Raw genomic sequence first — 12623 nt, forward strand, 5'->3', positions numbered from 1 at the left:
CAAAAAGGGGCGCTTCCCTCTTTAAATTGTTGTGTTTTTCACTCGCTGTGTCAGGATCTTTTGCTGACAATATCGGGCGATAGCCGATGGTTTTTTTCCTCCTCAGTTAAGGCAACCTTCACGGATGAATACATACTTTTGCTTGCAACGAGGTAAGGTAATTAGCGCCATTTTATGTGTGCTGAGTTTATTTTTATCTTCTTCTCTATTAGCTGCATCAGTCCCGCTTACTGATTATTACCAAGATCATTGGAACACGCGCGATGGCCTACCGCACAATAGCATTAATGATATTGCCCAAACGGCACAAGGCTACTTATGGTTTGCAACTTGGGAGGGCGTGGTTCGTTATAATGGCCGTCAGTTTCGTGTTTTTACACGAGGTGATGAAAGCGGTTTACCAGACTCCGGTATTCGGGGGTTAACCCGAGACGACCAAGGACTATGGGTGGTAGGAGCGCGCGGTGGCATCAGTCACTATCAGCATCAAGCTTGGTCGCCACAGCCAGATGCAGATGCCATGGTCAATCATGCCTTGCCTACCCGCGACGGGCGATTGTGGTTAGCAACGCAAAACGATGGCATTTATGTGCGTGATGGCAAAAAGACCGTTGCACACTTTAGTATTGAGCAAGGCTTACCTAGCCCAGATGTTTATCACTTAATTGAAGATAAAGCAGGGCGTGTTTGGGCCGGCACGGCTAAAGGTTTGGTGTCGATTACTAATAACAAAGTACACCTGATTAATGATATTCCTCTGGTGGCGACCGAGGCATTATTTATTGATGATAGAAACCGCTTGCTGATTGGCTCTGAACAAGGGCTGTTTGCGATGGAAGAAGGTAAAGTGCGCTCACTTTATGGCGAGCAGATACAGCAAGCTGTGATCAGTATTTTACAAGATAAAAGTGGTGACCTTTGGCTAGGCACGGCCGATAGAGGGTTAGTGCGTATTAGCCAATTTGGTATTGAACGTTTAGAAGTAAAGCATGGATTACCCGAACAGCGGGTAATGTCATTGTTTGAAGACACAGAAGGCAGTATGTGGGTGGGCACGAATGGCGGCTTAATGCGCTTACGTGAAGTGCCGTTTACCAGTGTGACCGAGCAAGATGGCCTGGCAGGCAACTATGTGCGAACAGTCTTGGCCCACAGTGACGGCTCTGTGTGGGTGGGATCCAGTACCGGATTAACCCAGATTAAAAACGGCCATGTTCAACCTCTTGAATTAACCATGCCCGATGGCACTGTGCCTTCTATTTTAAGCTTGGCGCAAGGGGGCCCAAATGAATTATGGGTAGGCACCTTTACTCATGGTTTATTACAAATTAAGCATGGAAAATTAGTGGCGCGTTATCAAAGAGCACAAGGGCTACCCAGTAATGAAGTGCGAGCGATATTACCCACCCAAGCGGGCAGTATTTGGATAGGAACCGCCAACGGCTTAAGCCAATTAAATAACAATACCCTTGTTAATTACAGCACCCAAGATGGCCTGCCGGGTAACTTTATTATGAACCTGCACCTAGGGGTAAAAGGGGATATTTGGGTGGGGACTGGGGTGGGCGCCGCCATTATTCACCAGCAAAAAATAACGCCTGTGTATCTTAACTCTCAAGAAAATGCCGAGTATGCCTTTGGTTTTTATGCCGAGCCCAATGGGAAGTATATGTGGTTGGCAACCGATAGAGGCTTGGTGCGTTATCGCTATGCTGATAAGAGTTTAGCCGTTGTTGGCCTTAAACATGGCTTGTCGATAGAGAAAGTATTTCAGCCCGTGGCGGATCAATTAGGCAATTTATGGTTAACCACCAATAGAGGCATTATGCGTATTCGTTTAGCCGATGCACATAATGTGGCCGATGGTAAGCAAGCGCTGATTGAGTTTGAGCACTTTGACGAAAGCGATGGCATGGCGAGTAGCCAGGCTAACGGTGGCTCTGGGCCATCGGCCGTGGCAACCGCGGATGGAAAAATTTGGATCGCGACGGCATTAGGGGTGGCTCAGGTGCAACCTAAGCGGTTAGCTGCATTTGCTAATCAAAACCTACCCGTGGTGCTTGAAACCGTAAGCGTGGCCGGTAAGCCGCTCTCTTTAGCGTCTAATATGGTGCTAGAGCCAGGCAGTGGACGTTTACAGTTGCATTATGCTGGGTTGGGGTTTGTTATTCCTGAGCGCATTAAGTATCGCACCTTGTTAGAGGGGTTTGATCAAGAGTGGGTGATGCGCGATCACCAAGGGGTGGCCGAATACACTAACTTACCGCCAGGGCAGTATCGTTTTAGGGTAGCGGCGGCTTACCCTTATGATGATTGGAGCCAGCAAGAGGCGAGTGTTTCGGTAAAGGTATTGCCTTTTATTTGGCAGTTGCCGCTATTTTGGGGCGTAATAGTAACATTAGTGCTGGTGGTGTTTTGGCTGGTGCTGCGCTGGCGAATACAATTTTTTGAATACCATAATCAAGAGCTGAGTCGCCAAGTGGCGGATAAAACGAGTAAATTGCAACAGCAAGCCCAAGATTTTGAGTTGCAGGCACGTGAAGATCAACTGACAGGGCTACCTAACAGGCGGGCTTTTGATGAGGCTCTGGCGATGATAATGGCCAGACTCGCCAGACAGAGTGCGCCCTTAAGCATGATGGTGATTGATATTGATCACTTTAAGCAGGTGAATGATACCTTGTCTCATGCGGTGGGTGATAAGGTGATTCAAGTGGTGGCCGGGGTGATCCAAGAGCAGATCCGTAATGTGGATCATCCTGCCCGCTGGGGAGGCGAAGAGTTTACCGTGTTGTTACCCGATACCGACACTGACACCGCCTATCAGGTTGCGGAGCGAGTACGCTTGGCGGTGGCGGCCCATGATTATAGTGAGATTGCCCCTCAATTACGGCTAACAATTAGTATTGGCATTGCACAAATTGCCAATAATGTGGATGAACATCAGTTATTGATACAGGCCGATAAGGCCTTATATCAGGCCAAGCGCCAAGGCCGTAATCAAGTTGTTGTATATAGCGCGGCGAACGATAAGGCGTAAATAAGGTGATTATGGATTTATACTCAGTTTTTAGTCGGCAGATGAGTGGGTTAACACCTAAACATGCCTTGGTGGTGGGCTTTAGCGGTGGGCTAGATTCGACTGTGTTGCTGGCGCTGGCGGCGCGTTTGGCAAAAGAGCAAGGGGTGTCGTTACGGGCCATTTATATTGCGCATGGCTTGCAGGCAGCGGCGGATGACTGGCCGGCACATTGTGCGCAAGTGGCGAATGCGTTGGGGGTCAGTTGCCAGACAATCACAGTTCAAGTGCAACTGGGGCCCAGAGTGAGCCTAGAGGCGGCGGCGCGCAGTGCGCGTTATCAGGCATTTAGTGAGCGCCTAGCAGCCAATGAAATATTGCTAACCGGTCATCATTTAGATGATCAGGCAGAAACCTTATTGCTGGCGCTAAAGCGCGGGGCAGGGGTGGCAGGCTTGGCGGCGATGCCGGTTAAAAAAAATATCGGGCATGCCCAGCAATGGCGGCCATTATTGTCTTGTTCGCGCTCTCAGCTAGAAGCCTATGCCCATGAGCAGGGGTTAGATTGGGTAGAAGATCCGAGTAATAGCGACAACGCCTTTGATCGTAATTTTTTACGCAATCGTATTATGCCAATACTTACACAAAAATGGCCATCCGTTACCACCACCTTAGCGCGCAGTGCCGAGTTGTGTGCCGAGCAGGCAGACTTAGCTGAAGAGATAGCCGAGCAAGACTTAGCGCAATTATTGAATAACCAAGGTGGGCTGTTAGTGGCTGGCTTGCAGCTATTAAGCACAGCTCGCCGACAGAATGCATTGCGCTATTGGTTACACCGCCAAGGCCTTTATCCTAGTCGACGCCAGCTACAGGCCATTTGGCAAGAGCTGGCTCTTGCACGAGCTGATGCCAGCCCTCAGGTGCGTATTGGTCAGCAGACGGTGCAGCGCTATCAAGGTGCTTTATATGTCCCCATAACAGCGGCTGAACCCATTGAATTACCTCGCTTGGTGGCAGAGCAATGGCTGGATGCCGGGGTTGGGCAATTAAAGATAAGCTGGGTGCCTGAACACGCTGATTTAGCCGCTGATGTGGAGATAGATTCACTGCAATTAGTGTTTAATCGCAGCGGATTACGCGCTCAGCCTACTGGCCGCGCAGGATCACGCCCCCTTAAAAAGCTATGGCAGGAATATGCCATTGCGCCTTGGCAAAGAGCTTCTATGGGGTTAGTGATGCAAGGTGACAGCCTAGTGGCGGTGGCCGGATTATTTACCTGCCAAGCCTATCAAGCTAAGCCCAACCAAGCCGGCTGGAAAATAGAGTGGCAGCGCCCAGCGCCCCTTCGGGGAGCTGTCAGCTGAAAGCTATCAGCTATCAGCTGTCAGTTAAAGAAAATAGCGCTTGGCGTAAAACGTATGGCCGTCTGTAAAGTGGATTGCCGCGTCGTTGCACTCCTCGCAATGGCCAAAGAGTGGCTCTGGCTTTTCGTAGGGTCGAATTCATTCGACCGATTTTAAGCCGTACCATGGTTTTTGTGCGAATAAATTCGCCCCCTACAAAAGATCAAACCAAAAAACACCGGTTTGGCTTTTTCGTACCGCGGTCAGCGTAAAGCGTATGGCTGTCTATACGATGGATTGCCGCGTCGTTGCACTCCTCGCAATGACTAAAAACAGCGCCTATTCCCTATTCCCTAATCCCTATTCCCCAATCCCGCTTTGTTGCTTACTTAAAGCTTGCCCAGATGGGGGCGTGGTCGGAGGGTTTTTCTATGCCGCGTAACTCGTAATCGATGCCGGTTTCAACTAGCTGCTCAATAAGTGGTTGAGTGGCGAGTACGAGATCGATACGTAAACCGCGGTTATCGTCGAAGCCGCGGCTGCGATAATCAAACCATGAGTACTGATCTGTGGTGGTGGGGTGCTGTAAGCGCCAAGTGTCGGTTAAGCCCCAGCTTAAGAGACGCTCCATCCACTCGCGCTCTTCTGGCAAAAACGAACACTTTTGATCCCGCAGCCAGCGTTTGCGATTTGGCTCACCAATGCCGATATCGAGATCGGTGTGGGAAATATTCACATCACCCATTACAATCACGGCCTCAGTAGGCTGATGATATTCAGTGAGATAGGCTTGTAAGTCTTCATAAAAGCGTTTTTTAGCCGGAAACTTAGTCTCGTGCTTGCGGTTTTCGCCTTGCGGAAAGTAGCCATTTAAAATGGTCACTTCACTGCCATCGGGGCGGGCAAAACGGCCCATAATCATGCGGCGCTGGGCATCTTCTTCGTCACCCGGAAACCCCTTACGGACTTCAAGAGCGGGCTGCTTGCTTAATATGGCTACGCCATAGTGGGCTTTTTGACCATGAAAATACACGTGATACCCCATGGCTGCTACCGCCTCTAGGGGGAAGGCTTCATCGTGTACTTTGATTTCTTGTAAGCCAATTACATCGGGTTGATGCTTATCAATAATGGCTTGTAGTTGATGTAAACGCGCCCGAAGGCCATTGATATTAAAAGAAATAACTTTCATTTTTTGCCCAGTCAAAGTCTATAAATTAAGGTGATCAATAACCCGCTATGTTAACAAATAAAGCAGCGCGAAGCGCTAAGCTTGGTGAAGCGGACTGGCAGAGATAAACCGGTAAGGGGTAAGGAGGACGACACTTAAATGACAATCTTGCGGGGCAAGAAAGTTTTATCTTGTTCTCCTCACCCCTCACTCTTTACCAATAGCACCCTATTTTTCCGTGGTTTCCGTGTTCTTCCGTTGCCAAAGGGGTGAGTGTCTGTTTTTGAACTTAATTCAACATTCAACATTCACCGAACATCGCCTTTGTCTTCTCTAAATTGCAGGCAAAAAAATACCGAGTCAGCTGACTCGGTATTTTTTTAGCACCCAGCTTTACGCTGTTGGCTGCTACTTCAATATGGGGTGACCGACGGGGCTCGAACCCGCGACAACCGGAATCACAATCCGGGACTCTACCAACTGAGCTACGATCACCAAAGATGGCGCGCCCTGCAGGACTTGAACCTGCGGCCACCCGCTTAGAAGGCGGGTGCTCTATCCAGCTGAGCTAAGGGCGCCGTACTACATTTGCTTGCACAAGATAAAACCCAATTGGGCTGTATTCATTTGCGCTAACGGGGCAGGATAATACCCATTTGCCCTGCGTGGGTCAACGGCTTTGTCTGGTACAACTTAGTTGTGATCATCATTTATGGGTGATCGTTGAAAAAGGCAGCAGCATAAATCATGAAGGATTACTAAAGTGGCTAAAAAATGAGACAATTACCGCACTTTAATAAAGGTGAGAATCAACGCAGATGTCAGCTCAAATAATCGATGGAAAAGCGATAGCACAAGCGGTACGTAATCAAGTGGCCGAAAAAGTAGCCGAACGCACGCAAGCGGGAAAACGCGCCCCAGGTTTGGCGGTAATATTGGTGGGGGCCAACCCTGCCTCGCAAGTATATGTAGGCAGTAAACGCCGAGCTTGTGAAGAAGTAGGATTTATTTCTAAGTCTTATGACTTGGCTAAAGAGGCCACAGAACAAGAGTTATTAACATTAATTGATGAATTAAATGCCGATAACACCATAGACGGTATTTTAGTGCAGTTACCCCTGCCAAATCATATTGATAGTACTGTGGTTATTGAACGTATTCACCCGCATAAAGATGTGGACGGCTTTCACCCTTACAATATAGGCCGTTTAGCACAGCGTATTCCGGCATTGCGCCCCTGTACGCCTAAAGGCATTATTACCTTGCTTGAGCGCAGCCACATTAAAACCCACGGGCTGAATGCCGTTGTAGTGGGAGCTTCTAATATTGTGGGCCGCCCTATGACCCTGGAGTTATTACTGGCGGGCTGTACCACCACCACCTGTCATCGCTTTACCGAAGATCTACAAGCTAAAGTAGAAGAAGCTGACTTATTGGTAGTGGCGGTAGGTAAACCGCACTTTATTCCAGGCCACTGGATTAAGCCTGGTGCCGTAGTTATTGATGTGGGCATTAACCGCCAAGAAGACGGTAGCTTAGTGGGCGATGTGGAGTATGCCGTGGCTGCTGAGCGTGCCGCTTATATTACGCCTGTACCCGGTGGTGTGGGGCCAATGACGGTGGCCTCATTAATAGAAAATACCCTGCTTGCCTGTGAGCGCTATCACCAAGAGCAATAATCACTTTTTAAGCTAAGCTGTAAACTGAGGGCTGAAAGAAAACACTGAGTGAGTCGGTCATTCAGCTCTCTTGTTGCAAAATTGTATGGCGAGAAACTCTTTACCTTCACTTGATAAGGACAGTCTATGCCGTGGCCCAGTAAAGAGGTGTTGTATTCTGTTATATTTGGTACCGAGACCCCAGCGGGCCGCCGTTTTGACTTAGCACTAATTGTTGTTATTTTGCTCTCTATTATTGTGCTACTGCTAGACTCTATGAGTTCGGTACGGGCGCATATTGGGGGCAGCTTATATGTGCTGGAATGGCTGTTTACGTTACTTTTTACTTTAGAATATGGCGTAAGAATCTATTGCGCACAAAATAGACTTGCATATATACGCAGTTTTTACGGTATTATTGACGCCTTAGCTGTTATGCCAACATACTTATCTATATTTATTCCTGGCCTTAGCTTTTTATTGATGGTGCGATTGCTTCGAGTACTGCGAATTTTTCGTATTTTAAAGTTAATTCGTTATGCGAATGAAGCCAATGTATTGTTGCGTTCATTAAATCAAAGTCGCCGTAAAATTATGGTGTTTTTTAGTAGCCTGTTTATTTTGGTCACGCTATTTGGCTCTTTGCTATATGCAGTAGAGGGGCCTGAACATGGCTTTACCAGTATTCCGGTGAGCATCTATTGGGCGATAGTCACTATTACCACGGTTGGCTTTGGCGATATTACTCCGCAAACTCCTTTAGGGCAGGGTATTGCTGCGGTAACCATGTTAATGGGGTATGCCATTATTGCGGTGCCTACGGGTATTTTAAGTGCTGAGCTGGGGCGAGAGATGCGTCGTGAATATAATATGCGCCATTGCCCGTTATGCGATAAGTCGGGTCACGATCAAGATGCGGATTATTGCAAATATTGCGGCGGCGCTATGGAGCCCAAAGCAGAAGAGTAGTGCAGCGCCCCATTCGGGGAGCTGTCAGCCGTAAGCTATCAGCTGTCAGACCCCCAAATGTCGGTCATTGCGAGGTACGAAGCAATCCATGGTAAAAGAGAGCGGAACGTCTGTCGCTGTACGCCTACGTTAAAAGTAAAACGGGTTGGACTTTTCGTACCGCGTTCAGCGTAAAGCGTAGAGAAAGCCGGAAGCTGAGAGCTGGAAGCGGTAAGCTAAGCAAAAACACAGAGGCATTTTTGTTTTTACTTCTAGCTTCAAGCTTATTACTATCTGTTAACTGGATTGCCGCGTCGCTGCGCTCCTCGCAATGACGACATTTAGGTCATTGCGAGGTACGAAGCAATCCATTCCAAACCAAAGCGCTAAATCTAACGCTGCGCGCCTTACGTTAAAGAAAACACGGTTTGTTCGTATCGCGTTCGGCGTCAAGCGTAGAGAAAGCCGGAAGCTGAGAGCTGGAAGCGGTAAGCTAAGCAAAAACACAGAGGCATTTTTGTTTTTACTTCCGGCTTCTAGCTTCAAGCTTATTACTATCTGTTAACTGGATTGCCGCGTCGCTGTGCTCCTCGCAATGACGACATTTAGGTCATTGCGAGGTACGAAGCAATCCATTCTTCAGGCCCGTACTGCTCCAAACATAGATTGCCGCGTCGCTGCGCTCCTCGCAATGACCAAAGGGTGGCTCCGGCTTTTCGTAGGGTCGAATTCATTCGACCTTAGGCTGGCACCAAGCTTAAAGAAGACACACAGCGCCTAGTCTCGCGTAAAGCGTACATTTACATAAAAAATACCGAGCGATTAAGCTCGGTATTTTTATCATTGTTATATTAATTATTTTGTTCGTTGTCTTGCGTTAGCTCATCAATTTTTTGGCTAGTGGCATTAGCGGCATCATCAATAGCGTCGCCGGCTTTATCTAGCTGTTCGCTGGTGCCTTCTTTAATATTAGTGGCGGTTTCATCGAGCGACTCACCTACTTTTTCTAATGTACCTTTTTCTTCAACACCTAACTCTTCTTTAGCTTCGTCAGCCAACTCTTGGCTTTTTTCTTGAACCTGCTCAACTGACTCGTCTAATTGTTCACCGGCTTGTTCGGCAGGCCCTTTATTATCACAGGCAGCAAGGCCAAAGGCGGTAACAGAGCTCAATAGTAATACATTAATCCATGACTTTTTCATTTCATACTCCTCGTTGAATATCCATTACGACGTTAGGCCGTGTGTGTACCTTACTATTAATAACGCATTTGTGAGGGAGATAACAAGGATTTTAGTCAGATAAAAATAAACCTTTTTTTATAAAAGTGATATTTATCAGACACTAATATAAAGTTGAGAAGCCCGTTGTCGTATATAAATGGTAAATAAAAGCATAAACATGACGGAATTTGTCATTATTGAACAGAACAGGTAGCCATATGCTTTACGCTGCGCTCGCAATGACAGCCAACAACAGCGGCGCTTGTTTTTAAGCCAATATTGAATGAAGGTCAAAAGATCAGACCTTTTTGCAACGAAACCCGCTAAATCCACGAAAAAATAGGGATCAGATCTAAAAAAGACTGTTCATGGTAAGAGCAAATACAAAGCTTATAAGACAGTGTACTTGGCATTTACTATGATAATTCGTTGCAAGGGGTTGAGTGTTTGTCTGTTTAATTCAACATTCAAAATCTAACATTCAACACTGTTCTTGGGGTCATTGCGAGGATTGCCACGTCGCTACGCTCCTCGCAATGACCAAGGGGGGCACCGGCTTTTCGTAGGGTCGAATTTATTCGACCGTTTTTAAGGGCGTCATGGTTTTTGTGCGAATAAATTCGCCCCTACAAAAAACAGCCCAAACTGATTGACTGGGGTCTTCTCTTTTAGCTTGGTATCGGACGTCAGTCAGTTAATCCAACATTCAACATTCAACATCCAACATCCAACATTAAAAATCCAACATTGCCTTTATCAAGGCTGTTCTAGGGTTTCTTCTAGAATTTCATTAAGGCGTTGTTCGGCTTCTTGTGACGCTTCTTTGGTGACCACCTCAAGTTGCTCTTTTTGCTGCTCTATTACTTTAGGCTCTGGGGCGCTGGCGTGATCGCCATTAACATTATTAAGCTGAGTGTTCTGGGATGTTTGAGTGCTTTGGGTCGTTTGATTGTCCATCACTTCATCAATGTTATCGCCAATGTCTGAGGCAGGACCTTGAGGCTCGCAGGCGGTGAGGCCCAGTAGGGCGGTGAGTACTAAGCTGGCCGTGATGGTGCGCATCGGGTGTCTCCTTGTTTGGAATATTGAATGCCAATTGATAAGCAGATTAAAAAAAGAGGGCACCAATTATGGTGCCCTCAATATTTTTTTCAATATAGATTTATTAACCTTGGCCTTAAGGGCGGGTTATTTACGGCGCCAGCGGGTGCCTTCGGCACTGTCTTCTAGCATTATGCCCATGGCGGTGAGTTGATCGCGGGCGGCATCTGCTGCGGCCCAGTCTTTACTTTGGCGAGCATCTAAACGCGCCTGTATTAGTCGCTCTATTTCGGCTTCTTCTTGCTCGTCCCCTTGGTTGCCACGCAAAAACACCTCTGGGTCTTGCTGCAATAAGCCCAATACATTCGCCAGTTCACGCAAGCGTGCGGCAAGGCCGGCGGCGGCGGTATCATCTTTGCCTTTGAGGCGATTAATTTCGCGGGTTAGATCAAACAGCGCAGAATAGGCTTCTGGGGTATTAAAGTCATCGTTCATGGCGGCTTTAAAGCGCTCAACAAACTCTTCACCACCGGCGGCCGGCACAGTGGGGAGGTCACGCAGCGCGGTATAAAAACGCTCTAATGCACTGTGAGCTTTATTTAAGTTGTCGTCTGAGTAGTTAAGTTGGCTGCGATAATGGCCAGATAACAAGAAATAACGCACGGTTTCGCCATCAAAGTGCTCAAGTACATCACGAATGGTGAAGAAGTTGCCCAGTGATTTAGACATTTTTTCTTGATCGACCATCACCATGCCCGAATGCATCCAGGTATTAACATAGGGCGTGTGGTTGGCGCAGCAGCTTTGCGCTATTTCGTTTTCGTGATGCGGAAACTGTAAATCTGAGCCGCCACCGTGAATATCGAAATGCTTACCTAGGTGTTTGCCGTTCATGGCCGAGCACTCAATGTGCCAACCTGGGCGGCCTAGCCCCCAAGGCGACTCCCAGCTGGGCTCACCGGGCTTTGATTGCTTCCACAATACAAAGTCGAGCGGGCTGCGTTTGCTGTGCTCGACTTCTACACGCGCACCGGCTTGTAGTTGCTCTAAATCTTGGCCCGATAATTTGCCGTAGTCTTTAAAGCTGCTGACTTCAAACAAAACATCGCCATTGTCTGCTACATAGGCGTGACCGTCATCGATCAGGGTTTGTACCATGGCAATGATTTCTGGAATATGTTGCGTGGCTTTAGGCTCAATATCGGGGCGAGCAATCTGCAAATTATCAAAGTCTTGGTGCATATCGGCGGTAAGACGCTCGGTGAGCGCATCGCAGCTTTCGCCGTTTTCTGCGGCACGTTTAATAATTTTATCGTCAATATCGGTGATATTACGCACAAAGGTAAGATCGTAGCCAAGATAGCGTAAATAACGGGTTACTACATCAAAGGCGACAAAAGTACGGCCATGGCCAATATGGCATAAGTCGTAAATGGTGACGCCACACACGTACATGCCGACCTTGCCGGCCTCTAAAGGGGTGAATACTTCTTTTTGTCGGGTCAGGGTATTATAGATTTTCAGCATGTTGTCGCATCTTGGTCAGAGTGTAAGGGGTAAATACACTACTATTGAACCTTTAATGGCTATTTGGTGCAAGCCTTGCTGCTCTAGGGGTTCGCTAATGGGCCTGCTTGCGTTAAAATCACCACCTAAATCGGTTTATTTTGGATACTGGATATTAATTATGGTTACTTTGCATACAACTCATGGTGACATCACCTTAGATTTATTTGCTGATAAAGCTCCTGAAACAGTGGCTAACTTTTTACAATATTGCCGCGATGGTCATTACGACGGTGTCTTGTTTCACCGTGTTATTGACGGCTTTATGATCCAAGGTGGTGGTTTTAACGCCGATTTTGTAGAAAAGCCAACGCGTGAGCCAATTAAAAATGAAGCAGACAATGGCTTATCTAACAAGATTGGTGCCATTGCCATGGCGCGTACTTCTGAGCCGCATTCAGCCTCTGCTCAGTTTTTTATTAACGTAGGCGACAACGACTTCTTAAACTTTAAGTCTGCCACTACCCAGGGCTACGGTTACTGTGTATTTGGTGAAGTGGTAGAAGGTATGGATGTGGTTAACAAAATTAAAGGTGTGGCTACTGGCACCCGTGGTTATGTACACCAAGACGTACCCGTAGACGACATTCTGATCACCAGCACCACAGTAACTGAGTAATTAGAACCCGTGATGCCTTGTTATTAAGGTGCACG

The 12623-nt window shown here is 47.5% G+C and carries 9 protein-coding genes and 2 tRNA genes; 5 read left to right on the top strand and 6 right to left on the bottom strand.

The features are described 5' to 3' along the window. Positions 1 to 124: 124 nt before the first annotated feature. Together J3U76_RS09050 and tilS are read left to right on the top strand one after the other, a co-directional pair. The gene (locus J3U76_RS09050) at positions 125 to 3040 is read left to right on the top strand and encodes a ligand-binding sensor domain-containing diguanylate cyclase (protein WP_208005647.1); all 2916 of its coding nucleotides are present in this window, start codon (positions 125 to 127) and stop codon (positions 3038 to 3040) included. Positions 3041 to 3051: 11 nt separating this feature from the next. After that, the gene (tilS, locus tag J3U76_RS09055) at positions 3052 to 4383 is read left to right on the top strand and encodes a tRNA lysidine(34) synthetase TilS (RefSeq protein ID WP_208005648.1); all 1332 of its coding nucleotides are present in this window, start codon (positions 3052 to 3054) and stop codon (positions 4381 to 4383) included. 364 nt (positions 4384 to 4747) lie between these two features. On the opposite strand, the gene xthA is transcribed toward tilS, so the two are convergent. From xthA to J3U76_RS09070, 3 genes are all read right to left on the bottom strand, one after another. After that, positions 4748 to 5554, bottom strand: a complete 807-nt coding sequence (gene xthA, locus J3U76_RS09060; RefSeq protein ID WP_208005649.1) for an exodeoxyribonuclease III — start codon at positions 5552 to 5554, stop codon at positions 4748 to 4750. Positions 5555 to 5952: 398 nt separating this feature from the next. Then, positions 5953 to 6028, bottom strand: a tRNA-His gene (locus J3U76_RS09065). A gap of 6 nt (positions 6029 to 6034) precedes the next feature. Beyond that, positions 6035 to 6111: transfer RNA gene (locus tag J3U76_RS09070), tRNA-Arg, on the bottom strand. A 240-nt stretch (positions 6112 to 6351) separates the two neighbouring features. Between J3U76_RS09070 and folD the strand changes: the two genes are divergently transcribed. Both folD and J3U76_RS09080 read left to right on the top strand, forming a co-directional pair. Beyond that, positions 6352 to 7212 carry a bifunctional methylenetetrahydrofolate dehydrogenase/methenyltetrahydrofolate cyclohydrolase FolD gene (folD, locus tag J3U76_RS09075; protein ID WP_208005650.1) on the top strand — a complete coding sequence of 287 codons (861 nt, stop codon included), beginning with the start codon at positions 6352 to 6354 and terminating at the stop codon, positions 7210 to 7212. 126 nt (positions 7213 to 7338) lie between these two features. Continuing rightward, positions 7339 to 8160, top strand: coding sequence for an ion transporter (locus J3U76_RS09080; protein ID WP_208005651.1), 822 nt, complete (start codon positions 7339 to 7341; stop codon positions 8158 to 8160). Between the two features lie 830 nt (positions 8161 to 8990). Here J3U76_RS09080 and J3U76_RS09085 read toward each other — a convergent pair. The 3 genes from J3U76_RS09085 to cysS form a co-directional block, all read right to left on the bottom strand. Beyond that, entirely contained in the window at positions 8991 to 9341 is a 351-nt protein-coding gene (locus J3U76_RS09085; RefSeq protein WP_208005652.1) for a hypothetical protein, read from the bottom strand. 777 nt (positions 9342 to 10118) lie between these two features. After that, positions 10119 to 10424, bottom strand: coding sequence for a hypothetical protein (locus J3U76_RS09090; protein WP_208005653.1), 306 nt, complete (start codon positions 10422 to 10424; stop codon positions 10119 to 10121). 126 nt (positions 10425 to 10550) lie between these two features. Continuing rightward, positions 10551 to 11930 (bottom strand): cysteine--tRNA ligase, encoded by a 1380-nt coding sequence (cysS, locus tag J3U76_RS09095; RefSeq protein WP_208005654.1) that lies wholly within the window; start codon positions 11928 to 11930, stop codon positions 10551 to 10553. Between the two features lie 160 nt (positions 11931 to 12090). On the opposite strand from cysS, the gene J3U76_RS09100 reads away from it, so the two are divergent. Then, positions 12091 to 12588: a peptidylprolyl isomerase gene (locus J3U76_RS09100; RefSeq protein ID WP_208005655.1), complete on the top strand. Its 498-nt coding sequence runs from the start codon at positions 12091 to 12093 to the stop codon at positions 12586 to 12588. Positions 12589 to 12623: the final 35 nt, after the last annotated feature.

Source organism: Oceanisphaera pacifica (genome assembly GCF_017498065.1).
GTDB lineage: Bacteria > Pseudomonadota > Gammaproteobacteria > Enterobacterales > Aeromonadaceae > Oceanimonas > Oceanimonas pacifica.

Coding starts and splice junctions, on each gene's coding strand:
- J3U76_RS09080 (WP_208005651.1), top strand. CDS start 7,339: ATGCCGTGGCCCAGTAAAGAGGTGTTGTATTCTGTTATATTTGGTACC.
- J3U76_RS09085 (WP_208005652.1), bottom strand. CDS start 9,341: ATGAAAAAGTCATGGATTAATGTATTACTATTGAGCTCTGTTACCGCC.
- folD (WP_208005650.1), top strand. CDS start 6,352: ATGTCAGCTCAAATAATCGATGGAAAAGCGATAGCACAAGCGGTACGT.
- xthA (WP_208005649.1), bottom strand. CDS start 5,554: ATGAAAGTTATTTCTTTTAATATCAATGGCCTTCGGGCGCGTTTACAT.
- tilS (WP_208005648.1), top strand. CDS start 3,052: ATGGATTTATACTCAGTTTTTAGTCGGCAGATGAGTGGGTTAACACCT.
- J3U76_RS09100 (WP_208005655.1), top strand. CDS start 12,091: ATGGTTACTTTGCATACAACTCATGGTGACATCACCTTAGATTTATTT.
- cysS (WP_208005654.1), bottom strand. CDS start 11,930: ATGCTGAAAATCTATAATACCCTGACCCGACAAAAAGAAGTATTCACC.
- J3U76_RS09050 (WP_208005647.1), top strand. CDS start 125: ATGAATACATACTTTTGCTTGCAACGAGGTAAGGTAATTAGCGCCATT.
- J3U76_RS09090 (WP_208005653.1), bottom strand. CDS start 10,424: ATGCGCACCATCACGGCCAGCTTAGTACTCACCGCCCTACTGGGCCTC.